At 38.4% G+C, this 24,186-nt stretch carries 30 protein-coding genes; 6 read left to right on the top strand and 24 right to left on the bottom strand.

What is annotated here, in order from left to right:
• Window positions 1-32 precede the first annotated feature (32 nt).
• The 10 genes from IHV09_RS05375 to IHV09_RS05330 all read right to left on the bottom strand — a co-directional run bounded on the left by IHV09_RS05375 (window position 33) and on the right by IHV09_RS05330 (window position 10,404).
• Complete coding sequence (locus tag IHV09_RS05375; RefSeq protein ID WP_197263798.1) at window positions 33-2,252, bottom strand: penicillin-binding protein; 2,220 nt, start codon at window positions 2,250-2,252, stop codon at window positions 33-35.
• A 15-nt stretch (window positions 2,253-2,267) separates the two neighbouring features.
• Window positions 2,268-2,627, bottom strand: a complete 360-nt coding sequence (ftsL, locus tag IHV09_RS05370) for a cell division protein FtsL (protein ID WP_197127646.1) — start codon at window positions 2,625-2,627, stop codon at window positions 2,268-2,270.
• A gap of 14 nt (window positions 2,628-2,641) precedes the next feature.
• A complete protein-coding gene (rsmH, locus tag IHV09_RS05365) occupies window positions 2,642-3,574 on the bottom strand; it encodes a 16S rRNA (cytosine(1402)-N(4))-methyltransferase RsmH (protein ID WP_197127645.1) in 933 nt (310 codons plus the stop codon).
• A 31-nt stretch (window positions 3,575-3,605) separates the two neighbouring features.
• Complete coding sequence (gene mraZ / locus IHV09_RS05360) at window positions 3,606-4,037, bottom strand: division/cell wall cluster transcriptional repressor MraZ (RefSeq protein WP_066393436.1); 432 nt, start codon at window positions 4,035-4,037, stop codon at window positions 3,606-3,608.
• 128 nt (window positions 4,038-4,165) lie between these two features.
• The gene (gene bshC / locus IHV09_RS05355) at window positions 4,166-5,788 is read right to left on the bottom strand and encodes a bacillithiol biosynthesis cysteine-adding enzyme BshC (protein WP_197263797.1); all 1,623 of its coding nucleotides are present in this window, start codon (window positions 5,786-5,788) and stop codon (window positions 4,166-4,168) included.
• A gap of 80 nt (window positions 5,789-5,868) precedes the next feature.
• Window positions 5,869-6,252 carry a DUF3397 domain-containing protein gene (locus IHV09_RS05350; protein WP_197127643.1) on the bottom strand — a complete coding sequence of 128 codons (384 nt, stop codon included), beginning with the start codon at window positions 6,250-6,252 and terminating at the stop codon, window positions 5,869-5,871.
• Window positions 6,253-6,256: 4 nt separating this feature from the next.
• Complete coding sequence (locus tag IHV09_RS05345; RefSeq protein WP_197191204.1) at window positions 6,257-7,144, bottom strand: ketopantoate reductase family protein; 888 nt, start codon at window positions 7,142-7,144, stop codon at window positions 6,257-6,259.
• Between the two features lie 89 nt (window positions 7,145-7,233).
• Entirely contained in the window at window positions 7,234-8,772 is a 1,539-nt protein-coding gene (locus IHV09_RS05340) for an acyl-CoA carboxylase subunit beta (RefSeq protein ID WP_197191205.1), read from the bottom strand.
• 54 nt (window positions 8,773-8,826) lie between these two features.
• On the bottom strand, window positions 8,827-9,039 hold the full coding sequence (locus tag IHV09_RS05335) for an acetyl-CoA carboxylase biotin carboxyl carrier protein subunit (protein WP_197127640.1): 213 nt from the start codon (window positions 9,037-9,039) through the stop codon (window positions 8,827-8,829).
• A gap of 21 nt (window positions 9,040-9,060) precedes the next feature.
• The gene (locus IHV09_RS05330; RefSeq protein WP_197263796.1) at window positions 9,061-10,404 is read right to left on the bottom strand and encodes an acetyl-CoA carboxylase biotin carboxylase subunit; all 1,344 of its coding nucleotides are present in this window, start codon (window positions 10,402-10,404) and stop codon (window positions 9,061-9,063) included.
• A 166-nt stretch (window positions 10,405-10,570) separates the two neighbouring features.
• Between IHV09_RS05330 and IHV09_RS05325 the strand changes: the two genes are divergently transcribed.
• A complete protein-coding gene (locus tag IHV09_RS05325) occupies window positions 10,571-11,050 on the top strand; it encodes an N-acetyltransferase (protein ID WP_197127638.1) in 480 nt (159 codons plus the stop codon).
• A gap of 35 nt (window positions 11,051-11,085) precedes the next feature.
• On the opposite strand, the gene IHV09_RS05320 is transcribed toward IHV09_RS05325, so the two are convergent.
• From IHV09_RS05320 to IHV09_RS05305, 4 genes are all read right to left on the bottom strand, one after another.
• A complete protein-coding gene (locus tag IHV09_RS05320) occupies window positions 11,086-11,655 on the bottom strand; it encodes an RsfA family transcriptional regulator (protein ID WP_197127637.1) in 570 nt (189 codons plus the stop codon).
• 87 nt (window positions 11,656-11,742) lie between these two features.
• Window positions 11,743-12,504: an enoyl-CoA hydratase/isomerase family protein gene (locus IHV09_RS05315; protein WP_197263795.1), complete on the bottom strand. Its 762-nt coding sequence runs from the start codon at window positions 12,502-12,504 to the stop codon at window positions 11,743-11,745.
• A gap of 80 nt (window positions 12,505-12,584) precedes the next feature.
• On the bottom strand, window positions 12,585-12,758 hold the full coding sequence (gene rpmF / locus IHV09_RS05310; protein WP_066240492.1) for a 50S ribosomal protein L32: 174 nt from the start codon (window positions 12,756-12,758) through the stop codon (window positions 12,585-12,587).
• A 51-nt stretch (window positions 12,759-12,809) separates the two neighbouring features.
• Window positions 12,810-13,328 carry a YceD family protein gene (locus IHV09_RS05305; RefSeq protein ID WP_137789755.1) on the bottom strand — a complete coding sequence of 173 codons (519 nt, stop codon included), beginning with the start codon at window positions 13,326-13,328 and terminating at the stop codon, window positions 12,810-12,812.
• 150 nt (window positions 13,329-13,478) lie between these two features.
• Between IHV09_RS05305 and IHV09_RS05300 the strand changes: the two genes are divergently transcribed.
• Window positions 13,479-14,684 carry a nucleotidyltransferase gene (locus IHV09_RS05300; RefSeq protein WP_197263794.1) on the top strand — a complete coding sequence of 402 codons (1,206 nt, stop codon included), beginning with the start codon at window positions 13,479-13,481 and terminating at the stop codon, window positions 14,682-14,684.
• Window positions 14,685-14,825: 141 nt separating this feature from the next.
• On the opposite strand, the gene IHV09_RS05295 is transcribed toward IHV09_RS05300, so the two are convergent.
• Together IHV09_RS05295 and IHV09_RS05290 are read right to left on the bottom strand one after the other, a co-directional pair.
• Window positions 14,826-15,869: a SepM family pheromone-processing serine protease gene (locus tag IHV09_RS05295; protein WP_197263793.1), complete on the bottom strand. Its 1,044-nt coding sequence runs from the start codon at window positions 15,867-15,869 to the stop codon at window positions 14,826-14,828.
• Window positions 15,859-16,653, bottom strand: a complete 795-nt coding sequence (locus tag IHV09_RS05290; RefSeq protein WP_197127633.1) for a patatin-like phospholipase family protein — start codon at window positions 16,651-16,653, stop codon at window positions 15,859-15,861. The genes IHV09_RS05295 and IHV09_RS05290 overlap by 11 nt, the downstream gene beginning before the upstream one ends.
• Before the next feature lie 126 nt (window positions 16,654-16,779).
• On the opposite strand from IHV09_RS05290, the gene ylbJ reads away from it, so the two are divergent.
• A complete protein-coding gene (gene ylbJ, locus IHV09_RS05285; RefSeq protein ID WP_197263792.1) occupies window positions 16,780-17,997 on the top strand; it encodes a sporulation integral membrane protein YlbJ in 1,218 nt (405 codons plus the stop codon).
• Here ylbJ and coaD read toward each other — a convergent pair.
• Both coaD and rsmD read right to left on the bottom strand, forming a co-directional pair.
• The gene (gene coaD / locus IHV09_RS05280) at window positions 17,994-18,482 is read right to left on the bottom strand and encodes a pantetheine-phosphate adenylyltransferase (protein WP_197127631.1); all 489 of its coding nucleotides are present in this window, start codon (window positions 18,480-18,482) and stop codon (window positions 17,994-17,996) included. The genes ylbJ and coaD overlap by 4 nt on opposite strands.
• A 22-nt stretch (window positions 18,483-18,504) precedes the next feature.
• Entirely contained in the window at window positions 18,505-19,059 is a 555-nt protein-coding gene (gene rsmD / locus IHV09_RS05275; RefSeq protein WP_197264142.1) for a 16S rRNA (guanine(966)-N(2))-methyltransferase RsmD, read from the bottom strand.
• Window positions 19,060-19,397: 338 nt separating this feature from the next.
• Here rsmD and IHV09_RS05270 point away from each other — a divergent pair, with 338 nt between their 5' ends.
• Window positions 19,398-19,775, top strand: coding sequence for a DUF7147 family protein (locus IHV09_RS05270; protein ID WP_197128211.1), 378 nt, complete (start codon window positions 19,398-19,400; stop codon window positions 19,773-19,775).
• Window positions 19,776-19,963: 188 nt separating this feature from the next.
• Here IHV09_RS05270 and IHV09_RS05265 read toward each other — a convergent pair whose 3' ends face one another.
• Window positions 19,964-20,239 (bottom strand): YlbG family protein, encoded by a 276-nt coding sequence (locus IHV09_RS05265; protein WP_066245799.1) that lies wholly within the window; start codon window positions 20,237-20,239, stop codon window positions 19,964-19,966.
• 69 nt (window positions 20,240-20,308) lie between these two features.
• Here IHV09_RS05265 and IHV09_RS05260 point away from each other — a divergent pair, with 69 nt between their 5' ends.
• The gene (locus IHV09_RS05260; RefSeq protein ID WP_197263791.1) at window positions 20,309-20,629 is read left to right on the top strand and encodes a hypothetical protein; all 321 of its coding nucleotides are present in this window, start codon (window positions 20,309-20,311) and stop codon (window positions 20,627-20,629) included.
• A gap of 2 nt (window positions 20,630-20,631) precedes the next feature.
• On the opposite strand, the gene IHV09_RS05255 is transcribed toward IHV09_RS05260, so the two are convergent.
• From IHV09_RS05255 to ylbD, 4 genes are all read right to left on the bottom strand, one after another.
• Window positions 20,632-21,066 carry a YlbF family regulator gene (locus IHV09_RS05255; protein ID WP_197263790.1) on the bottom strand — a complete coding sequence of 145 codons (435 nt, stop codon included), beginning with the start codon at window positions 21,064-21,066 and terminating at the stop codon, window positions 20,632-20,634.
• 114 nt (window positions 21,067-21,180) lie between these two features.
• Entirely contained in the window at window positions 21,181-21,606 is a 426-nt protein-coding gene (locus IHV09_RS05250) for a hypothetical protein (RefSeq protein WP_197127628.1), read from the bottom strand.
• A gap of 64 nt (window positions 21,607-21,670) precedes the next feature.
• Window positions 21,671-21,973, bottom strand: coding sequence for a YlbE-like family protein (locus IHV09_RS05245; protein WP_197191212.1), 303 nt, complete (start codon window positions 21,971-21,973; stop codon window positions 21,671-21,673).
• 15 nt (window positions 21,974-21,988) lie between these two features.
• The gene (ylbD, locus tag IHV09_RS05240) at window positions 21,989-22,393 is read right to left on the bottom strand and encodes a YlbD family protein (RefSeq protein ID WP_197127626.1); all 405 of its coding nucleotides are present in this window, start codon (window positions 22,391-22,393) and stop codon (window positions 21,989-21,991) included.
• A 172-nt stretch (window positions 22,394-22,565) separates the two neighbouring features.
• Here ylbD and IHV09_RS05235 point away from each other — a divergent pair, with 172 nt between their 5' ends.
• Window positions 22,566-23,045, top strand: a complete 480-nt coding sequence (locus tag IHV09_RS05235; RefSeq protein ID WP_197191213.1) for a PaaI family thioesterase — start codon at window positions 22,566-22,568, stop codon at window positions 23,043-23,045.
• Window positions 23,046-23,120: 75 nt separating this feature from the next.
• Here the strand turns inward: IHV09_RS05235 and IHV09_RS05230 are convergent, their stop codons facing one another.
• Window positions 23,121-24,152: a CAP domain-containing protein gene (locus IHV09_RS05230; protein ID WP_197127624.1), complete on the bottom strand. Its 1,032-nt coding sequence runs from the start codon at window positions 24,150-24,152 to the stop codon at window positions 23,121-23,123.
• Window positions 24,153-24,186 lie beyond the last annotated feature (34 nt).

The following is a 24,186-nucleotide window of genomic DNA, read 5'->3' as shown; positions in this document are numbered from 1 at the left end:
AATATATGCTTGTACACAAGCGCCTAGAACATTTAGTCTGTTACCGGTAACTCTTCTTGAGCGTCTTCATTCGTAGATTCGGTTTCTTCAACGTTCTCTTGTTCATCGGAATCCGTCTCTCTTCCTGTTACTTTTGGTGGTTCTAATTGAACAACAAAGAAATCTCCTTCTTTGACGGGGTTACCAGGTTTGATGCTTTGTTTAACTGCAAAACCACTTCCTGTTATTGTTTCTTTCAACCCAAGAAGTTTACTAATCCTTAAAATATCCATGTAAGACCAGTCTTTTACATCAGGCATCTTGGCATCACCAGATGTTCTCAAGATGACTCTTTCACCTTTCATCACATAAGCCCCTTCATAAGGTTCCTGGTTTGTTATATCGTTACCTGAACCGATGACGGAAACTTGCATGCCTAGTTTTTCTAAGTCACTTTTTGCTTTCTCAGCAGACTGACCTGTGTAATCCGGTAATTCTTTACCATAAGATTTCTTTACTTTGGTAGACTTATCGTTGACTTTGGCTTGGGGCTGAATGTTTAAATATTGCAGCCCACTTTTCATAACACTTGTAAAAATATTCGCAACAGGTGTAGAACCCATCTCAGGGAACTCAACCTTTGGTCGCTCAACAGCCACATAAACTAGTAGTTTAGGGTCATCTTTAGGTGCCATACCTAAGAAAGAAAATACGTTTTCTCCCCAACCAGAGATATACTTACCGTCTTTTCCTACGATCTGTGCTGTTCCTGTTTTTCCAGCTACACTATAACCGTCGATCATATAAGGCTTACCCGTTCCATCTGTTACTACTGTTTCTAAAATATCTCTTACTTGTTTTGATGTTTCTTCAGAGATCGGCTTACCTGCAACTTTCGGTTCATTTGATAGCACCGTCTTCTTCGTTTCCGGGTCCATGATCTTGTCGATTACGTATGGTCTCATCATCTTACCGCCATTCGCAATCGCTGTTGCAGCTTGAATCTGTTGAATCGGCGTAATCGTTGTTCCTTGCCCGAAAGCTGTTGTAACTTTCTCTATCTCATAGTTATAAAGAACTGATCCGCTCTTCTCATTCGGCAAATCAATATTCGTCTTTTGATCAAGACCAAATTTCGAGAGATAACTTCTATATTTCTCATAACCTAGCTTTTCACGTACAAGTTTAGAGAAGGCTACGTTAGAAGAGTTTTGAACCCCTTCGTTATAAGTAATGGGTCCCCATCCTCTTTTATTATGATCATAGATCGGTCTTCCGATGTTCGGAAGCTTATACGAACCAGATTGGAACACCTCGTTACCGTTATACTTACCTTCTTCAATAGCAGCTGCCAAAGTAAAGATCTTCATCGTTGATCCTGGTTCAAAAGGATAAGAAACAGCAAAGTTCGTATAGTTTGTAATATCCTTTTTGTTCGGATTAAAACTAGGTGAATTACTCATTGCGAGAATTCTTCCTGTTTTCGGATCAGCAACAATTGCGGTGATCTTTTCTGGTTTATATTTCTTAGCAGCTTCTTGCACCGCTTCATCTAAATAAAGTTGAATCTTCTCATCTAGCGTTAAATAAACATCCTGTCCGTGCTTTGGTGGCGTGATCGATTCTTTATTTGCTGGAATTGCTCGGCTGAATGCATCACCGACAAAGGAGATCTTGCCATCTTTTTCTTGTAAGTACTTATCTAACGACTTTTCAAGTCCCATAAGACCAGTCTGTACACCTTCTTCACCGTTTCCAGTGTACCCTAAAACATGAGCAGCGAAGCTTTGATTAGGATAATATCGTCTTGATTCTCTTATAAAATCCACACCAGGAATCTTCATCTTTTCGATCTGTTCTTTTTTACGATAAGAAACTTTTCTTCCAGAAGGAACTTCTACTTGGAACCTGCCTTCTTTACTCAAAAGTTCTTCTAGGTCATCCTTATCAGAATCTAGTACTTTTGATAGTTTTTCAGCAGCTTCTTCAGGATCTTTTATATGGTTTGGATACTTTTTATCAAGAATGGCAATTACGCTGTACGACGGAATATCTTGCGCAATCACTTCACCGTTCCGATCAAACATCGTTCCACGCTTCGCATCTAAAACATCGCTCTTCAACCATTTTCTTTTCCCGTATTCGATTAAGTCTACTCCTTCTGCAGATTGAGAAGAAGCCACGAGAAAGAATTTACTCGTTAATACAAAAAAGAGCAAGGTAAACACAACCATCAGAATACCCGCTCCAACGTTTTTTCTTTTTAATTTCATAACAACACCTGCTTTTTAGTCCTGAACCACTTTTACGTTTTTATCGTCAAAGATGAACCCTTGTTTTTTTGCCAACTTCATGATGCGTTCTGGATTACTTAATTCTGTAACTTGAAGGTGATAATCTTCAACGATCTTCGTTTCTGCAGTTAGGTCCTTTTGAATACTCTCAACTTCAGCAGTTGCCTGATAAACAGACGCGTATAGAGAAATGAGCCAAATCAATCCGGCAATTAAGACAACCCCCATAGCTCCCCACAATACGACTTCACCTTTTGTAAATATTTTTCGGGATGGCTGCTGTACCGGCTTTGGGTTTCTTTCTGGCTGTAACTGTACTTGTTGTTTTTGAACTTGATAGGCTAAATTGCTCACTTTAGCTCTCCTCTCTATTTTTGTTTTTCAGCGACCCTCAATTTCGCTGAGCGTGATCTTCTGTTTTCTTCAAGCTCGTTTTCTGTTGGTACGATTGGTTTTCTTGTGATGAGTTTTAATTCTGGTTTGTATTCTTCTGGTATAACCGGCAGTCCTGGAGGGAGTTCCGGACCTGTACTTGCTTTTTTTAGTATATTTTTACACGCGCGATCTTCTAAAGAATGAAATGTGATAACTGCAATCCTGCCACCGACATCTAATAGTTCAATGGAATCTTGCAGTGCATCTTCAAAAGCGTTCAATTCATCATTTACAGCGATTCGAATGGCTTGAAATGTTCGTTTTGCAGGATGACCGCCTGTTCTTCTTGCAGGAGCAGGTATAGCATCCTTTATTATTTCGACAAGTTCTCCAGTTGTTTGAATCTCTTTTTTCTCACGAGCCGCTTCAATCTTTCTAGCGATCTGTTTAGCGAATTTTTCTTCGCCATATCTTGAGATAATCTTCATCAATTCATTGAACGTCCATTCATTCACAACTTCTTTTGCTGTAAGGTCACTTGATTGATCCATTCGCATATCAAGTTCAGCGTCATGTTGGTAGCTAAACCCTCTATCCGCTTCATCTAGTTGCGGAGATGAGACACCTAAGTCGAACAGGATACCATCCACTTTATGTATACCGCGTTTAGAAAGCTCTTCTTTAATATGACGGAAATTGCTGCGAATAATCGTATACTTTCCTTCATGTTCCTTTAGTACCTGACGGGCGTTTTCAATTGCTATGTCATCTTGATCAAATGCATATAGGTGGCCAGTTTCTAACTGAGACAGTATTAGCGCACTATGGCCTGCCCCTCCTAGCGTACAATCAACATAAATTCCATCTGGTCTTACGTGTAAAGCATCTACTGATTCTTGTTTTAAAACGGTTATATGGTCAAACATGGAAAATTCCTCTCTGCTATAAACTTAAGGGTTATAAATCAAAGTCCATTAGACTTTCTGCAATTTCTCCAAATGAGTCTTCTGACTTTGAGAAGTATTCTTCCCAAATTGATTTACTCCAAATTTCAATTCTATTCGACACACCTATCACTACGCAATCCTTTTCTAGTTTTGCATAGTCTCTGAGCGGAGAAGCAATGTTTACTCTTCCCTGTTTATCTAACTGACATTCAGCAGCTCCAGAAAAGAAAAAACGAGTAAATGCACGTGCATCCTTTTTAGTAAATGGCAAACTCTTCAGCTTTTCTTCGATGACTTTCCACTCATTTAAAGGATATCCGAATACACATTGATCCAACCCGCGAGTTAAGATAAACTCTGTGCCTAGTTCTTCACGAAATTTGGAGGGGATGATCATACGTCCTTTTTCGTCGATGCTGTGTTGATACTCTCCCATGAACATATGATCACCCCACTTTCTCCCCTAAATCTACCACAACGCTCCACTTTTCACCACTACAAGTATTATTCGTGCACAAAAAAAAAAATCCTGCTGTAGCACAGGATTTTTTCTGAAATATTTTAACGTTTTTATAAGTAAACAATCTTATGTTTTCCGTTGAATTGATAAGGGTATTGTACAAGTTTGTTCACAAGTTCAGGACCTTCTTCATTTACAAATTGATAGATGTTCCAAATCCTTTCTTGCAAGATCACAGTAGGTTTTAATTGGAGCATGATCTCATCAAATTCAGCAAGAGGTTCTTTTACTTTTTTTCGAACGCGCTGTTCTAATTTATTCTCCATATAGTCGATCTCTGATAGGATTCTTTTCATATTTTGATCAGCGACGGGTAGAAGCTTTGAATCTATATCTTCTGCTAACTTTATCAACTTTTCATAAGAAGAAGTGAACTCTGCTTTTACGGATTGAACAGTCTCAAAAGTCTCGATGGGCCTGTTTAAAGCAAACCACTCGCGTTTATAACCATCCGTTCCATTCTCTAAAACTTGTTGCACCGTTAATTTCTTCGATTGGACCAATTCGTTTACTTGGTCGGTCACGAGAGTAAAAGATAGCCTTGGTGTCAATATCGGCATCAGTCTATTGAATTGGCTGAAAACCTTTCCAAGGACAGCCCAGTATGCAATCTCACCAGGGCCAGCAACAAACGATAACACAGGCAAAAGAAACTCTTGCATCAACGGACGTGTCACAACATTATTGCTGAATTTTTCCGGGTGTTTAATCGCTTCTTCAAGAAGTTCTGATTCAGAGATCTTGAAGTCTTTCTCTTTAGAGGAAAAACCATTTTCATCACGATACAATAAAATCCGCTCTTGATTCTTCGTGTAAAATAAATGAGCATTGTTTTCTTGCACTTCTATTGGAGCTGAAAATCCACTTCTGCAAAGTTCTTCCGTTCGATCATTAAAAGCATGATCAATCTCACTATTATGAACGATCATCTCTTTTAACATCGTCGATTGTAGTTTTTTAAACGAAGGATCTCCAGAGTCCAATACTATCAACCCTTCTTCAGAAAACCATTTGGAAAGAAGTTTTGCAAAAAATGTAACGATAGAATCTGATTCGTTCAAGATACGCTCAGTCTCTACGAGTAAATCACTTGTGTAAGCTGTTTCACCAAAAGAATGAAATACTTCCTTCAACCATGGCTGAACTTCATCTCTATTCCATTCCCAAAGAGAGGCTGAAGATTTCACGCTGCTTGCTGACTTTAAGGATATCTTTTTTGCAGTATTATTCTTAGGAACCATAATATGATTGATTTCATCCATATCATGATCTTCACCTGCTATCCAAAAAATTGGAACAACAGGAACATTTAATTCTTTTTGAGCTTCTTTAGCTAGTTGAATGGTACTGATGCACTTATAGATGACTAAAAGCGGTCCAGTAAGAAGTCCTGCTTGTTGTCCACCAACGACAGCTAAACTTTCATCTGCATTCAGCTTTTGTATATTTTTAATCGTTTTGGCTGAGGACCCTATTCTTTGATTATAAGAAGTCAGATAATCCGTAAGACCCTTTCTAGGAAACGAATAACGCTTCAATTCCTGTTGTCTCTTTGCCCATTCATGTTTATCATAAGGTGATTTATAATCAAAAAAACGGACAACATCCTTATCTCCGTTGGAGTACCCTTCTAAAAAAGGCGATGTATGAAGCTGCAGTTCCTCCAGTCTCATTTATGAACTTCCTTTCTACGTATCAATTACATCCTTAACGAGTATAGCAAAGAACGAATAGAGAACATAAAAAATATGCTCTAAATGTCCAAAATACGTGAAATGACTCCATATGTCATCAATGAAAAGTAACCGATTGACAAAACAAGGAACTGTAATCGCCAATTTAACCTAAGTATCTTTCTGATAGACAGATCTAATTCATTTTTCCAAATCACATATGTAAAAAGTAAACAGCCTGATAAAAATAACAATAAAAGAATCCAATAATAAGATTGTCCCCAGATTTCAACAGTCATTCTTTCGATAGCAAAAAATAAAAAAAACGTTGTACAATCAACACCCGCCTTAAAGGCTTTTCTTCTTTTCTTCGTGAGCTTTAACATACTTTTATTGACAAGAAAAAAAACAATATAAGGCACAGTTATTAATGTAGCAATAATCGCACCTACAACACTAGCCAATCATTCATCCTCTCCAATCCAATGCACTGATTGCTTCATAAGCAAACCTAGAATAAGGAGTTTGAATCTTCAATTCGATCCCTCGCTTAATAATCTCACCTGTAATACTCTCAATTTCAGTTTGCTTACCGCTCTCTACGCTTTTTAACATAGAGGATCGGTTTAATGAAGTATTTCTGCATAGGACTAACAATTCCTTCCATAACACTTCGCGCTGTTCTATCATATTTAGTACAGAAGTCGTTTCTTCAAAAAGTTCTTTCATCATGGAGTGTGCGTATGAATTCGTCAAAAGTTCTCCATTCGTTATTCTTAATAAAGCTGTAAGCGGATTGATACATGCATTCATAATAAGTTTTTCATAAACCATCTGTTGCCACTCTTCTTCTATTACGATCGGAAAACGAGTTGAATGTAGAAAATCGCGCCAAGTCTGGTCAGAGCCCCCACTATAAGAAGAGAGTTTAATCTTACCTTCTCCGAGATGATGTACTGTTGCATAACCTTTCTTAACCGCGCCGTGTTCAACAACTCCAATGCTTATTTGTTTTTTAGGCAACCTTTCTAGAAAAGAGAGATGACTGATTCCATTTTGTAAAAAGAGGAAGGAAACCTCACTAAATTTTGTCAATCCTATCAACTCGTTCATCGCTGTTTGTTTAACTGCGATCATACAGTATGACTCTTCAGCATTATATTCAGCAAAAGGCTTCGCATCGACCTTTATTGTTGTCTCTGAACCTTTCAAATTTCTGTATGTAAGTCCCGACTTACTTAGTTCCTCTGCTTGAGCTACGCTTTTTGTATAAATGACAGGTTCATTCCCATTTTGTTTTAAAAAATAAGAAACTAATAACCCTATTGCCCCGCCGCCAATGACGCTTATTTTCATTCTAAGGCTCACCTCTTTAATGTATAACTCGATAGTATCATATTCTTAAGCATACTAAAAAAACCTCCCAAGTTAGGGAGGTTCATGCATCAAACAGGATAAACAGGATGCTTTCGCTCACTGAATACCATTTCTTTGTTTTCGTAAAATGCAAAACGGTTTGTAAGTTCATCTCTTAAAGCTGAAGGTGAAACAATATCATCTATAATCATTTCAGAAGCAAGCTTATAAATATCAATATGCTCTTTATATTCTTGCTGTTTTTGCTGAACAAATTGGATACGTTCTTTCACGTCTTCAATCTCATTAATCTTGTTAGAATATACAGCGTTCACTGCCGCTTCCGGACCCATAACCGCGATTTGAGCCGTAGGCAACGCAAGGCAACAATCTGGTTCAAAGGCAGGACCAGCCATCGCATATAGACCAGCACCATAAGCTTTTCGGACGATCACTGAAATCTTTGGTACAGTAACATCACTCATCGCCGCGATTAACTTTGCTCCGTGACGTATAATTCCAGCTCTCTCTACTTTTGTTCCTATCATAAAGCCAGGAACGTCTGATAAGAAAAGAAGAGGAATTGAGAATGCATCACAAAGTGTGATAAAACGTGCCGCTTTATCCGCAGAATCAACAAACAGTACACCGCCTTTTACTTTCGGTTGATTTGCGATAATCCCTACTGGTTTTCCATCAATACGTCCAAAACCAGTCACGATCTCTTGCGCGAATAGCTTTTTCATCTCAAAAAAACTACCTTCATCAATGAGTCCATCAATAAACTCATACATATCAAACGGGACATTTTGATTTTCTGGTACGATCGCTTCTAACTCTCTTCCCGCTTTAGGAGCAATAGCATCCACAACTGGAGCTTTTAATTTATAGTTACTCGGGAAATAGGATAGATATCTTTTCGCTTCTTCAATTGCATTTGTTTCATCCGCTGCCAAAACGTCACCGCATCCACTAACAGAGCAATGCATTCTTGCTCCGCCCATTTCTTCAAGCGTCACTTTTTCACCGATTACTTTTTCAGCCATTCGTGGACTTCCTAAATACATGGATGCATTTTGATCGACCATGATCACGATATCACAAAAAGCTGGGATGTATGCTCCACCTGCCGCTGATGGCCCAAAAAGAATACAAACTTGCGGAATCATTCCAGACATTTTTACTTGATTGTAAAAGATCTTCCCCGCTCCGCGGCGGTTCGGAAACATATCGATCTGATCCGTGATTCTAGCACCTGCTGAATCGACAAGATAAAGCATCGGAACTTTCAGCTTTTGAGCGGTCTCTTGTATGCGAATAATCTTTTCAACTGTTCTAGCTCCCCAAGATCCAGCTTTTACAGTCGAATCATTGGCCATAACACATACTGTTTTCCCCCCAAGTTTTCCTATCGCAGTTACAACTCCATCTGCCGGTAGGTCTCCTGCTTGATTGTTTGCAAATTTAGCATCCTCTACACTGTATTCACCATTGTCAAAAAGCAGTCTTAGTCGGTCGCGGACGAACATCTTGTTTTGAGAACGGTTCTTCTCATGATATTTCTGTGCACCACCAGCTTCAATCTGGTCGATCTTATCTTTTAATACGTTTTCTAATTTTGCTACCATGATATACCTCCTTCAAGAGAGTGAGCGCTCGTTCAGATTGTTTGCATGCTAATTTTATTTAAGTGTAACGAGTACATCGCCCTCATTCACAAAGTCTCCAGATGCAAACTTAATGTTATCTACCGTTCCTGCATCAACAGCGTCAACGGGTATTTCCATTTTCATAGATTCTAAAATAATTACTGTTTGTCCTGCTGTAACCTCATCACCTTCACTAACCAATACTTGCCAAACTGTGCCTGCCATAGATGCTGTAATTTCTTTCATTTCTCTCTCTCCTTTGTTTAATTAAGGTTTTGAAACTTTTCTTTTACTTAAGTAACTAGTGGTATAGTCACCTTTTATAAAATCCTCTTCTTTCAAGATCATTTTAAAAAGAGGTGTATTCGTTTTTAGTCCGGTTATCTCTAACGCATCAAAGAATTCAACCGCATTCTTCATACATCCTTCTCGGTTGGAATCGCTTACAATTATCTTCGCGATCATAGGATCATAAAAAGGTGTAACTGCATTTCCACTTTCATAACCGAAATCAATCCTTACATTCTCAGATTTCGGCCATATTAGTCTTTCAATCTTGCCTGGTGATGGGAAGAAGGTGATCGGGTCTTCCGCATAAAGTCTAAACTCTATCGCATGACCTTTACTCATAATCTCTTCTTGAGTCAATGGCAGCTTCTCACCTCTTGCTACTTGTATCTGCCATCTTACAAGGTCTAGTCCTGTGATACTCTCTGTAACAGGATGTTCAACTTGAAGTCTCGTGTTCATCTCTAGAAAATAGAAATCTCCGTTTTCGCTTACGACAAATTCAACTGTTCCCGCATTCACATAGTTTACCGCTTCAGCTGCTTTAACTGCCGAATCTGTAATTTTAGAACGAAGGCTTTCTGTTAAAAATGGTGACGGTGATTCTTCTACAACTTTTTGATTTCTTCGCTGAACACTGCAATCCCGCTCAAAGAGATGTACGATATTCCCATGAGTATCACCCATGATTTGAACTTCAATATGCCTGGCATTCTCGATACATTTTTCAATAAACATTCTGCCAGATCCAAAATAGTTTTTAGCGCGTTGCTGGGATGAAACAAAATGTTTGCGAAGGTCATCACTGTTATCGCATTTTACCATTCCGATTCCCCCGCCACCGCTGCTTGCTTTAAGCATTACAGGGTATCCGATCTGTTCAGCAAGTTTTACACCTTCTTCAACATCTTCGATAGGCTCGATCGTTCCAGGTACGATCGGAACACCCGCTTGCTGCATTGTTTTTCTTGCCATGATCTTATCACCCATCCACTCGATGGTTTGAGGTGATGGACCTATAAAAGCTATTCCAGCTTTCTCTATCTTTTTGGCAAAGTCATCATTCTCTGATAAAAGTCCATAACCTGGATGGATAGCGTCTACCTTATGTTTGAGAGCGACTTCTAGGATCACTTCACTCTGCAGATAGGATTTCGCTACCGGAGGTTCACCAATATGTACCGCTTCATCAGCAGCTTTTACAAAAGGGAGGTCTTTGTCTGCTTCAGAATATACAGCAACCGTTTGAATGTCCATTTCCTTACACGTTTTAATAATCCGCAGTGCGATTTCACCACGATTAGCGATTAATATTTTTTTCATGTTCATCCTCCTTCCTGATGTCAACATTACCTTTTTCGACATAAAAAACCAAAAATCCTTTTTGAAAGCGTAAACTAAACGAATATTTTATTTTTAAAGAATTTTTTGCATAATTAGTATATACTATATCTATAGAGAAAAGTACAGAAAGACTGGGGGAGATCATATGTTAAAGTATGAAGTAAAGAAATTATTAGTTAACTATAAAACGCTTGAAGAATTTAAGCAGTTCAAGGAATACGGCGTACAAGAATTGTCAATGCTCGAGGATCTTCAGGAAAATATGATTGAAAACGACAGTGAGTCTCCATTCTACGGAATTTATTATGGTGATAAACTAGTAGCACGCATGAGCTTATATCAGATCGAATCTGCTTATGATCAATATTTTGATCCTCCACAAGATTATTTGGAACTTTGGAAACTTGAAGTATTGCCTCACCATCAAACAAAAGGACTAGGAAAAGCTTTAGTAGAATTCGCAAAAACGTTCCAACTCCCGATCAAAACAAACGGCAGACAACAATCTGGCGGGTTTTGGGAGAAGATGGGCTTTGAAGCTGTAACATACAATCAAGATCGTGATCGCGGTCAGAATCCTTACGTTTGGTATCCAACAGGGGTCAGTGAACAGCGCCTTGCATAATCAAAATAAAAAAGATGGCATCTGCCATCTTTTTTTTAGTTTCGGACTGGTATTTCTACTAGCTTCCTCGCCCTGTCCATAATCTGCAAAACATCTTTATAATCACGGTACACCATCTCATACTCTTTATTCACTTTGCTAAGTTTACTTTTCAGTGTTCCGTTTTCCTTCTTCAGGTTTTGAAGCTTCAACAGTAACGCTTTATTTTCAGCTTCTAAGTTCTTTGAAACTGGTTTTTCAGCTTGAAGTTGCTGTAAAAAATGTATGATGTCATTTAAAGAGAGAGGCGTATCGCTTTTCGCGCTGTTTGAAGGGGTATCATGAAGTACCTCATTATGATTCTCAATGATTGAAGCAAACTGTTTAACTTTTCTTTTATTTCGCTCTTTACGTACTTTCTTAGCTTCAGTTATGGCTTTATCATATTGTTTACGAATGAGTGAGTTCCACCTAAATCCACATGCTGCTGGTGTTCTCGTTAATTTCTCTCCTACCTCTTCAAAGGCAACCAGCTGTGTACTACCTTCTCTAATGTGCCGAAGTGTTACCTCAGCAAGAATAGCATCTTCATCTTTTGTCCAGGCATCCTGGCGCAAGTTTGTCATTTAGATCCCCCCATTTTAGTGGTTTGTAATATAAATATGCTAGTGCTAGATAAGATAGACTTTATATTCTACTAAAATGGGGAAAACTTATTTTTTTAAGAATGCCTCTACTCTTTTATGGTGTTCATCTGACGCCCATAACTTTGCACATCGTTCGATCTCATTTTGTACGCTCTGCTTCATCTTCCCCTTATCGAACCTTTCAAGCTGAAGTGCTTTATAAGACTCGATGACGCCAACAGGTTGAGATGTAAACCTACTTACATAGCGTTCAGTTTCTTTCAAGCTGTTTCCTTTAATGACGTATTGGATGAATCCGTAATCCATACCTTGCTTAGCTGTAACTGGAGTAGCACTGTACAAAAGATCCATCGCTCTCGTAAGGTTTATTCTTTCTAGGAGGTAAGTTCCTCCACCCCAACCCGTTGTAATGCCTAAACGACCTTGGATAAAGCCTACTTTTGCTTCTGCCCGAGCAAGTCTGATATCGCACGCTGATGCTATCTCACATCCTCCACCAACTGCTGATCCATTTAGAAGAGCTACAGTAGGTTTTGGAAAAAAGAAAAGATCATGAAGAACGTTTCCCATTTTTGATAACATACCGTACGCCTGCTCTTCAGTCTTTAATGAATGAAAAGCACTGAGGTCTCCTCCAGAACAAAACGCTTTTGTACCTGCTCCCGTTATAATTAGAACTTTTATATCATCATCCTTTTTTGCCACATCTAAAAGAGTAGATAAATTCTTCATCACATCGTAATTAATAGCATTACGTACAGATGGGCGGTTTAACGTTATCCACCCTATTCCATTCTTTTTTTCCCATAAAACAGGTTGCTCGTTCACTATATACACCTCCGATACAAAAGAAAACGCTTTATTTATGTATATGAAAAAACAGGAAGCCTATAGCTTCCTGTTTCTCATTACTTGCTTACTACTTCTTTTCCTTTGTAAGATCCACACTCACGGCAAACGCGGTGAGATAACTTGTATTCTCCGCACTGTGGACACTTTACCATACCAGGCATGGAAAGCTTGTAGTGTGTACGACGCTTCGCTTGGCGAGTTTGAGAAGTTCTGCGAAAAGGTACTGCCATTTGTATCCACCTCCTTAAAGGTTCTAGAAAGAATCATTATAACCTATTCTTTCACTTTTTGTCTTCGTCAAAAAATTTAGCCAGACCTTCCAAACGCGGATCAATCCGGTTTTTCATGTCTTCATCCGTAACCCTCTGCCATCCTTTTCCTTCTTTAGGAGCGGGACTGTCTGTCACATCAGCAGCCGTAATTTTCAACGGTTTTTCAAGCAAAATATGCTCTTCGATGACAGGGAGAAGGTCAACGTAATGTCCTTCGACTTTGTGAAGGCTCTCTTCATCTTCGTATTCCGTATAATTCGGATCGAAAATAAAAATTTCCGTCGTTTTTACCGAGAATGGAAATTCCACATCTACCAAAGTGTTGGCACATGGCAACACCATTTTTCCTTTTATGTTTAAGTAAAAAGTGGCTTTTTGCTGAGTTACATCTGCATGTCCTTCTACGTGAACAGGATCAACGCTTCTGATCTCCGGGTCTTTTTCCATCACTCCGCTCGCATCAACATTTTGTTCAAACGTTAACGGTTTACGGTAAAAATTTTTAATTTCTTGTAGTGACCATTTCATGTCTTTATCACCTCAAGGCAACAGTAGTAATTATATCGGTCATCAAATAAAATGTCAATATTTTATCTTTACACTGATACTTTTGATTCTAAACTCTTTTTAGTACAATGTAAACAAGTATAATCGAACGTTTAAAAGGAAGTGGAACAGTTGAAAGCATCTGGAGTTGTTGTAGAATATAATCCGTTTCACAATGGACATTATTATCATTTACAAGAAACGAAAAAAGCTACAGGCGCTGATTGTATAATCGCCGTGATGAGCGGTAATTTCCTTCAACGTGGAGAACCTGCTCTTTTGTCAAAATGGAAAAGAACCAAGATGGCGCTATTAGGTGGAGCAGATATTGTCATTGAACTTCCTTATTCATTCGCAACTAGCCATGCGCCGCGTTTTGCATTCGGTAGCATTTTTTTGCTGCAATCTCTTGGTGCAGATTCCTTTTGCTTTGGAAGTGAATCTGGAGATGCTGAACTTTTCAACCAGACTCATGAATCGGTAAACGCTCAACAGGAAGCCTACCAAGAACTTGTTCGGTCATTTATGAACAAAGGTCTATCATATCCATCAGCTGCTTCACGAGCATACGAATCACTTGATATTCCACTGGCTCTCGATCTCAGTAAACCGAATAATATTTTAGGGTTTGAGTATGTAAGAGCTAGCCGTGAGTTAGGTTCTCATATCCGACCTTTTACGATAAAGAGGAAAAATGCTGATTACCATGATGTAATGCTAGGCAAAGGTAATATTGCTAGTGCAACAGCTATCAGAGAAGCTATTTTCACAAGAGAACCTGATCAAGCAGCAACTTATATGCCCCGTCACACACTTGAGTTATTAGCTGAAGAACAAAGTGAAAAAGGTACACTTATGAATTGGGAGCGATTCTATCCTCTTCTTCGTTATCAACTATTATCTACAAGTCCCAGTGAAATAAACCGTTATTATGAAGTTGAAGAGGGTTTAGAATACAGGATGATCGAAGCGATGAAGAGATCTGACTCCTTCGAGACTTTCATGAATCATTTAAAGACAAAACGTTATACATGGACAAGATTGCAGCGCGCTTGTTTACACGTTTTAAATAAGGTCCAAAAAGACGAGATGTTTGCCATTCTAGACTCACCACCCTCATACATTCGCGTGTTAGGGATGACAAGTAAAGGCAGAGATTATTTAAGTACTGTTAAAAAATCTATAGACCTTCCTCTTGTCACTACTGTCTCTAAGCATGATTTTGCCGGATTGAGGATGGAAGCGAGAACTTCTTTAGTTTATGCCCAAGGTGCTGCTCGGAATATTTTACGAGCTGAGAAAGAAGAATTTAATACTCCGCCAGTTATGGTGAGATGATTAAGACTTAAAGTTTGGTCTGTTTTGAAATGGCGCTCTTATTCTTGATATGGCGCTCGTCTTGAGCGTAATTAACATCCGCTCCAGACGAGCTATAAAAGGATGCAGAAAAGCCACTTCTGGCTTCTGCATCCTTTTTCTTTACAATTTTTTCAAATAGTCGAGTGCATCGTTCAGTGTCTTAACTGGAACGATCTTCATTTTAGACCCTATATCTTTTTGAGCCTTCACGGCATCATTGTAGTTATTTCCATCAACAGGGGCAAAGAAAATCTCAGCACCTGCTTCATCAGCTGCAACAATCTTTTGTTGTATACCTCCGATCGGCCCTACATTCTTTTGAAGGTCCATCGTTCCGGTTCCTGCAATTTTCTTCCCGTGTGTAAGATCATCTGGTGTTAACTGATCCATAATTTCTAACGTGAACATCAACCCAGCTGAAGGTCCTCCGATCTGTGATGTATCAATCTTCACTTTCGGATCTGTTACGATGGATACATCTGCTACAGGAGAAGTGATGCCAAGACCCGCTTTCGGTCCTTGATCTTGAATATATTTCTTTGGAAAATCTTCAATGTTTAAATTCACATTCAATTTTTTATCGCCGCGTAGAATCGTTAAGTCAACCGCATCTCCTGCTTTTTTAGGAGCGAGCGTATCGAGTAGTTTCTTTGTTTCCATAACTGGATTACGGTCAACAGCAATAATCTTATCTCCAACTTTTAACTTTTCTTCTGCCGGCATTCCAGACATGATCCCTGTTACATAAACACCATGGTATTCGATGTCTACTTTCTTTCCTGCCTCCTGATAAGCAACAATGGTGGCCGCATGCTGTGAATCTTCCATCATCTGCAGTTGTCTTTGATTGTATTCTTCATCCGTCTCATCTTCTCCTCTGATCTGATCAGCAGGGATGACTTCACGATAATCACTCATCTTTGCCCATATGTATTGCGGAATGTTTGCTGTACCTACCGACACTGTTGTTAGCATGAACACTCCCTTATCGTCGTCTCCTCCCTCTACGCTAATGATGGGATCTAACACTCTGGCATCCCCTGGAGAGGTAATGTAGTAAGGGAGTGGATAGAATGCTATAAAAGCAAACACAAGTAAAAAAAGAATAATGAATTTATTTTTTGAGAAAAAATTTGTTCGTTTCGTTGTTTTTTCAGTGGTCATGCATAGACTCCTTCCAGTTGTCGATCTTTTCTAAAATTTTTGGTATCTGTTTTCTTCCTGCTTCTTCTCCTATAGCAATTATATCATTTACATCCTTAAATGCTGTAGAACTGAACTGCTCAACCATTGGACGAATCATAATATCAGCGGAAATTTCGTGCCAGCGCACCATTTCACGCTGCATGATATCGATACTTTGAATAATAACATCAAAAATAGAAGAAACCTGAAGTTCTGCTTTAAAATGCGAAATATCAACTGCGATTACAAGGTCTGCTCCCATCTCTCGTGCCACAGAAACAGGTACGCGGTCAATAACTCCACCGTCCACCAATAGTTTTCCATCTATTTTTTCAGGCACTAATATGCCTGGGATCGAGATGCTTGCACGAACGGCATCTGCAATAGGTCCCGTTCTAAAAACCACTTTTTCTCCTAGTAGTAGATCAGTTGCCACGATTGCTAAAGGAATATTCGTTTGTTCAATTTGTTTTTGTTTTGTGAGAAGCCTTACGAGTTCTTTGATTTTCTTCCCTGTGATAAATCCCATCTTAGGGACCGTGTAATCCATATAATATTTACGTTTAAAGAGCGTTGCCATCCGGTAAAGGTTTTCATCGCTATGACCCATACTCACCATCGCACCGACCAAAGCTCCCATGCTGCTTCCAGCTATCATATCTATAGGTATTCCTGCATCTCTTATTGCTTTAACAACACCTAGATGAGCAAACCCTCTAGCACCGCCAGATCCTAGAGCAAGTCCGATTTTTGGTTCTTTCATGCTTTGCTCCTCCTTTAGAAGCACCGTCTTTTTTTAACATATGGTCTAAAGAGTAAGGCTATACGTATAAATAAGGATGAGGACAAGTAAGTATAGTGGAATTACGTGAGAGGAGCGCTCCCCTTTATGAACAAAGCTTATTTCAAAACACTTGTATTGTCAGCATCGGCTATTATCATAGCAATATCAATAATCATATACCCAAAAGAAACATATATGGCGTCCGTAAACGGTTTGAAAATGTGGTGGGACGTTGTTTTCCCATCTTTAATGCCATTTTTTATATTATCAGAAGTATTGATGGGGTTTGGCGTCGTACATCTTATAGGTGTATTGTTTGAACCTCTTATGAGACCGCTTTTCCGTGTCCCGGGTGCTGGGGGATTCGTTTGGGCGATGGGCATTTCTTCAGGATTCCCTGCCGGTGCAAAGCTGACGGCACGATTATGGCACCAAAAACAGATCACGACACTAGAAGCAGAGCGACTCGTGTCTTTTACGAATTGTTCGAACCCTTTATTCATGTTCAGCGCGATTGCAGTAGGCTTTTTTCATAACGCAGCTCTTGGAATTGTTCTCGCTGTAAGCCACTATGTGGGCAACATTTTCGTTGGACTCATCATGAGGTTCCATGGCTGGAAAAAAGAACCAGTTAATAAGGAAGTACGTTATAGAGGAAAAGGTCTTACCAATGCGTTTAAACATATGCATGAAGCTAGATTAGCAGACAATCGTCCCATCGGACAGCTTCTTGGAGATGCTGTTCAGCAATCTACAAAGACACTGCTTATGATTGGTGGGTTCATTATTCTCTTCTCCGTACTTAGTAAGATGATGGATCTTCTTCATGTGGCTCAACTTCTCTCAAACTTTATCAATTATTTATTTATTATGCTTTCCCTATCCGAACAATTAAGTCTTCCTCTGATTAAAGGAATCTTTGAGATTACGTTAGGAAGCAATTTAACGAGTCTCGCACAATCACCCATTTTACAGCAAGCCGTCATCGTAAGTTTTATATTAGCTTTTAGTGGTTTTTCCGTTCAAGCACAAGTCGCTAGTATACTTGCTGATACAGATATCAAGTTCAAGCCTTTCTTTTTTGCAAGAATACTTCATGGATTCTTATCTGCGATCATTTGTCTATTAGTATTCCCTTATTTGTATCACGTTAAAAGCACTACTGCTCCTGCATTTGCATTTCTTACAGAAAAAACCGTGCACATAAGTGAATTTGGCATGCTGGCCCTAATGCACAGCCATTATGTCACACTTGGATTCTTGATGATTTCAATCTTGTTGTGGAATAGAAGTCTTATGAAAAAAAACAGCCTCCGTACTTAACGGGGGCTGTTGTATTTTTCTTTTAAAGCTTCTTCCACAACTTCCGGAACAAGATCTGAAACATTCGCATGATACTTTGCTGCTTCCTTAACGATGCTTGAGCTCAGGAAGGAATATTGATTGTTTGTCATCATAAAGAATGTTTCGACTTCGTCATCTAATTTCTTGTTGATCGAAGCAATTTTCATCTCGTATTCAAAATCTGATACTGCACGTAATCCTCTAAGTATCACATTTGCTCCGATATTCTTTACGTAATCGATCAGAAGACCGTTAAAAGAGTCTACTTTCACATTAGGAAACTGCTTCGTAACTTCCTTTAAAAGGACGATTCTCTCATCAACTGTGAACAAAGGGTCTTTGCTTTGATTATTGGCTACCACTACAATTACTTCATCAAATACTGTTGCTCCACGTTTAATAATGTCCAGATGACCACGAGTTACGGGGTCAAAGCTACCAGGACAGACTGCAGTTGCTGGCATTTTTTTCACCTCATACTTTATGTTAATCGTGTTTATAGATTGTTATTGTAGTTGTTTTTCCGTATGTTTCCTGTCTGACCTGATAAAAGCTTCCGATCTCCTCAGGTAGTGTTACATCCGTACCATGTTCAGTCACAATACTTCCTTCTGGAGAGAGTAGTTCCAGCTTGTCGATCTCCTCCATATCCTTTAATAACATCTGTCTCGCATAAGGAGGATCAAGAAAAATCATATCGAATTGCATCTCTCTTTTATGAAGCGCTTTCAATGCTCTTTTTGCATCATTTCGAAAGACTTCTGTTTTGTCTTCGTAGTTGCATTGTTTGATATTCTCTTTAATCGTATGTATGGCTTTTTGATCTTTATCAATGAAAATGAAGTGCTCCATGCCCCGGCTTAAAGCTTCAAGACCTAAGCCACCGCTTCCACCATATAAGTCGAGACCTGTACCTCCCTCAAAAAAAGGACCGATCATGTTAAAGATAGATTCTTTAATCTTATCAGTTGTCGGCCTTGTGTTCGTACCTGGTACAGCTTTAAGTGGTCTTCCTTTACATTCTCCAGCTATTACTCTCACGTTCTTCACTCAATTCTTTATCCGTTTTCCCTTTCTAATCCTATCACAAGTATTCCTGTATTCAAACATCAAATCTTTTTCTTATAAGTATAAGTCAAATTAAATGCGGTCATACTATTTGTAACAACATCAACGAACGATGTTGTTGCCAACCGCGGAGAAGACTTACTCCCCATAAGTTCTTCATCCGGTTTCTCCTCTCCCATCGCCTTTAAACAGAAGTGATTTTGTTTTAAAGGCAACCTGCAGTTTTTGCTGCAGGTTTTTTTTCATGCTTAAAAGTCCTTTAAGCTCATAGATGATTATGCTACATTGTTTTATAGAAAGGGGATTGAATGATGATTCAACGATTTATTGAGCTTGGAGAAGGGTATTCTGATCTTTATGAACTACTTGAGATCATGGAAACGAACAAAGACCGTATCTCACAGTTATTATGTTTAAAAGTTAAGAAAGAAGATAAAATGTATGCTTCTCTTGTTGCTGTCCTGCACCCAGCTTCAGAGGGAAAGTTTCAGCCACTATACATTTGCCGAGAGGGAGTACCTTATCCTTCTAAACGAATTGATCTATTCGAGGCAAAGGCCGCACAGTTAAATAAAGAAGTGGTTACATTTGATGTAAAGCCATCAACAGATTTTGCTGAAACAGAATTATTTTTTCACTATCTAACAGGGATTCTTCGTTTAAATTATCTAATTCCGCCTTTGTTATAAAATAATTTTTTTGCCAAATAGGTGAAGACTTATAAATTTTTTTGAGGGCTTATAAAAAAATTTGAAGACTTATAAAATTTCTTCAAGACTTATAAAATTTCTTCAAGACTTATAAATTCTTTTGAAGACTTATAAATGGAATTACTGACAAAAAAAACAGGCAGCTATTATTATTAGCGGCCTGTCTCTTAAATCCCCATCTTATAATCATACTCTTTCGCTTTATCAACAATTTTACTTTCATATTCTGTCTTGATCTCTTGTTTATGAGACCTTTTTACTTCTTTTACAAAATGCAAAGATTCAAGCTTTGCTGCAATCTCATCTATTTTGTTTCCATCACAGTACAAAACAGCATATTTCAATCTTCGAGAAACATAATGCACATTACCATAACGTCTTAACTGTTTTGAAAACTTTAATGAATGGAGAAAAACAGATAGCCCACGACGATTACCTATCATAATTAAAGCCCCTTTTATATACTGTATTGATCAAATAAATGAATAATCCCTGTTAGGAAGTGATGTAGATTGGACTTAAACAACGTTTGGGAACATTTTTTGAATCGAATTAAACAAGACCCTTCAATCATTCATGTTGAAAAAAAAATGATGGCCGGTATCCCTTTCATATATGTAACGGTTTCTTCGCAGTTTTCAATCGATCACTCAACTGATTCTGTAAAAAAACATGCCGTAAAAGCTATGAAAGGGAAACGGCTAACATTAAACCTTACATTTGTAAGATCAGAAGAAAATCTTCATGTATACCGGATGCGTTTTTTAGTACCGCAAGAAAAAATGTTCTGCTGCGGAAACTTATGTTTTGACTGCATTCGGTTTAGAGACTAAGTTTAAGCACAGCCACAGGATCCGCCTGAACCACATCCACCACTGCAAGAGCTCTCATCGAAGAACGGATTGCCTGTAGGAACTTTAATCTGTTGAGATACACTGTAAGCAATGATTTTGCTGCATTCCATCAATAAATTTTCAAGTTCTTTTTCTGCTTTCTTAAATTGAGCTATATTTTCATGAAAATCAAGCTCCCGTTTAAGAGTACGAACTTGTGTTGAAACGGTATGAAAATCAGGATGATATTTACCAAATCGCTGTACTTCTTCATACTGTTCTTTCATTTTTGTGAAACGAGCAATCATTTTCTGAGCTTCAACATCTTGCTCTAGGTTATATTTTGACTCTCTATATGCTAATGCAACACTGGAATCAGCAACCATCTCTGCTAATGCTAATGATTCTTCCAGCAATACACTTTGGTCTAAACTCATACGTCACACCTCCCTTTAGGTATGAGGTTTCTAATCTATTATAGCGGATATTGAATAGACTTAAAAGCATAGCAGACTTCTTACAAAAAATAAAACTCTTCATAAATTGAAGAGTTATCGAACTTGAACGACTATATTTTTCTTTAATCCGTAATCAGATCCATCTTTCTTCTTCAGCTGCAGAGTAATCTTGTGCTTACCAGGATTCATATTCTTTAAGATGAACATGGATTGATTAGCATTCATCTTCCACTTATTGTTTACAAAAACAGCAATGTATCCATCCTTATTTCCTGGTGTCTTCGTAAGACCACCTTGGAAGGAAAACCTTGAAATAATATTCTCAAAATAGATCCGCTGCTTTTTCACATGATAATTGACTGCCCAGTCTTTATCCATGATTGGATATGAAGCAGATACCTCTACAGCTTTTGGTTTGGACTCAGAAGTTCCTTCGTGGAATTTGGTAATCGTAAATAGTGTGAGCACGATAATCACTAATAGACCACCTGCATAAATCCGTCTATTTCTTATTTTCATAAAAAAACCACTCCTTATAGAAGTAGTTTTTTCCTTATTGATTCTTATTATCCCTCAAAAACTCTTAACCGTTGTTTAGAGAGTCTGGCATTGGCTGAAAATCATTCGGCATAGGAGCATCGCTTCCTTTTACTTCATCACCCATTACAGAGATCAATTCCATTAATAAGCCAAAGTTTTGTACCTGTTGATGAAAACGATCCACTCTTTGCCCGAAGGTACGCCCGTAAAACACTTTCGCACCCTCTTCCAGCTCAGACACTGAAAAAGGGTTTCTACTCAGCTTTCTATACCACTCTGGTTTTTCTCTTATATAATATTTCAAGTCAGGTCTTGTATTTAAGTATTCGAGAATTTCTCTTCGCACACCGCACACATCCTTTTAATCCCTATATGAAGGATAATCATTCATTCTATTTTCCGGCTGTTGGTTCGGTCTGTCAGACTGATTGTTAAATTGCTGTAATAGTTCTTGAACCGCATCCATCAGACTACCAAATTGGGATAAATATTTTTGTACATCCGTTATTTGCAGTTTACTTAAACCAGCAACAATATCTCCAACTGTAAGTTCTGTTCTTGTCTTCTCAGACTTAGAGCGATCTTCTTGTTTTTTATCTTTATCCTTATCTTTTGCATACTGATTCCAGCTTTCATGTTCTTCTCCCAAAACAATCCAATCCTGATAAACTTCTTTCCAAGGCCTCTTATTCTTCTTCACTTCCTTAATTAAATCAGGATGTTTATGAACGAACTCCTTGAAACTTTCTATATCAGTCTTTACCACAGAATCCACCCCCAGCCATCCACTGACGAATGATGTTTACTACATGATACATAAGTGCCCATAAATTGGTGCGCCCATTTTTTATTATTCATGCAAAGTTAATTCTGTTTACTTTATTCTCATCCGCCCAAAAAGGTACAATAAAAATAAAAAAAGATTGAGGGAGAGACTATTGAACATTAAGGACGAGTGGAACGAGTATTTCGAAACCAGTACTGAACTAGAGCAACAAGTCATGAAACGTTTCTTAAACAGTTTGAAAACGAAAAGAGAAAAGCAGCATAAGACACACATTGCTTCTTTATTAGATTTTAAAACAACTAGAATCAATGATCATACGTTAGAGATGGAGATGCCCAATTCTCCCTTACTCGACAATGCAATCGGAATCTTACATGGCGGCTTAACCGCAACACTTTTAGATACAGCAATGGGCACGATGGCCAGCCTTGTTCCAGGTAACAAAAGAGGTGCTGTGACTGTCGAATTAAAAGTAGACTTTTTAACACCTGGCGTTGGAGAGTTGTTCATTTGCCGTGCTGAAGTCGTACATAATGGCAGACAATTGGTCCGTATGGATGGAAAAGTACGTAACGAAAAAGGTACTTTAATCGCTTCTGCATCAGGTACATTCTTTAAACTTGCCGAATAACAGAAAATTCCTCTAAAATACCTTCTCAAAAAAAAAAGAGCTGAACCTTTTGAGGTTCAGCTTTACTATCTCTGTTTACTTCATAGGTACTAAGAAATTCTGTGTGTAATACTTATTATCTACACCCACTCCTAAATGAGTGTACTCATTGTTTAAAAGTGTGTTCCTATGCCCTTCACTGTTCATCCAGCCTTCTACAGCTGCTATACCATCCGTATAGTTTGCAGCTATATTCTCTCCCGCTTGCAGAAACTTTACTTGCTTTTGCTGCAGCCTATCTGAAAGCGTTCGTCCATCCTTACTCTCATGAGAGAAATATTGCTGATCTAACATATCTTTTGAATGCAAAAACGCTACTTCCGAAGTTTTCTCATCCCACTGCAACGGATTTTTGTCGTATTTAAGACGGATAATATTCGTTAACTCAAAAACTTGCTGTTCTTCAGATTGATCTACCTTTTTTTGTTCATCATCGCTTAACTGCCCAAGCGGGGGAAGATCTCCTCGATAAACGATCGAGTATGGCCTTTGTTTTAACAAGACATCCGAAGTAGTATATCTAACACTGGATAGCTGATTCGTAAACTTATCAAAATAAAGCTGTACCCAAATGTTATCTTTCAATTTAATCAGTGGACGCAGCATAACTTCTTGCTCAGACAGTTCAAATCTAAAGAAATCTTCTCCGTCGTTAATAGTGATGTCACTCTCAATCGGAAACTTTTGGATGATCGTGTTTGAATTCTCTCCAATCGTAAATGGTGATGTATTCACATCAGATCCAATGACAAACAACGTAACTACTTTTCCGTTTTCTACACCTGCTTGCAGATATCCTTTTGGACTCTTGTTTCCATATATGTACCAATCATAACCATAGCTAGATGGATCTATCCTTTCAGGTTCTCCCCATTGCTCTTTAAATTCAGATATATCTTTACCAACCCAGTTAGAAACAGCATCATCAGGAATCTTTAATGTTTCTTCTATGTACTCTACTTTTGTATCAGGCTTTTCTTTCTCGACTGTGAATTCTGGTAGTACATCATAAAAAAATAAGCCAATCAAAATAAAAACGGATAGGAAAAAAGTAACCAATCCTCGCATAATGGTTCCCCCTATATCTTTCTTCTCTTCTTAG

This window comes from Fictibacillus sp. 23RED33 (genome assembly GCF_015903925.1).
GTDB lineage: Bacteria > Bacillota > Bacilli > Bacillales > Fictibacillaceae > Fictibacillus > Fictibacillus phosphorivorans.
Note: the sequence above shows the minus strand (reverse complement) of the source record. Positions and strands in the feature narration are given on the sequence as shown.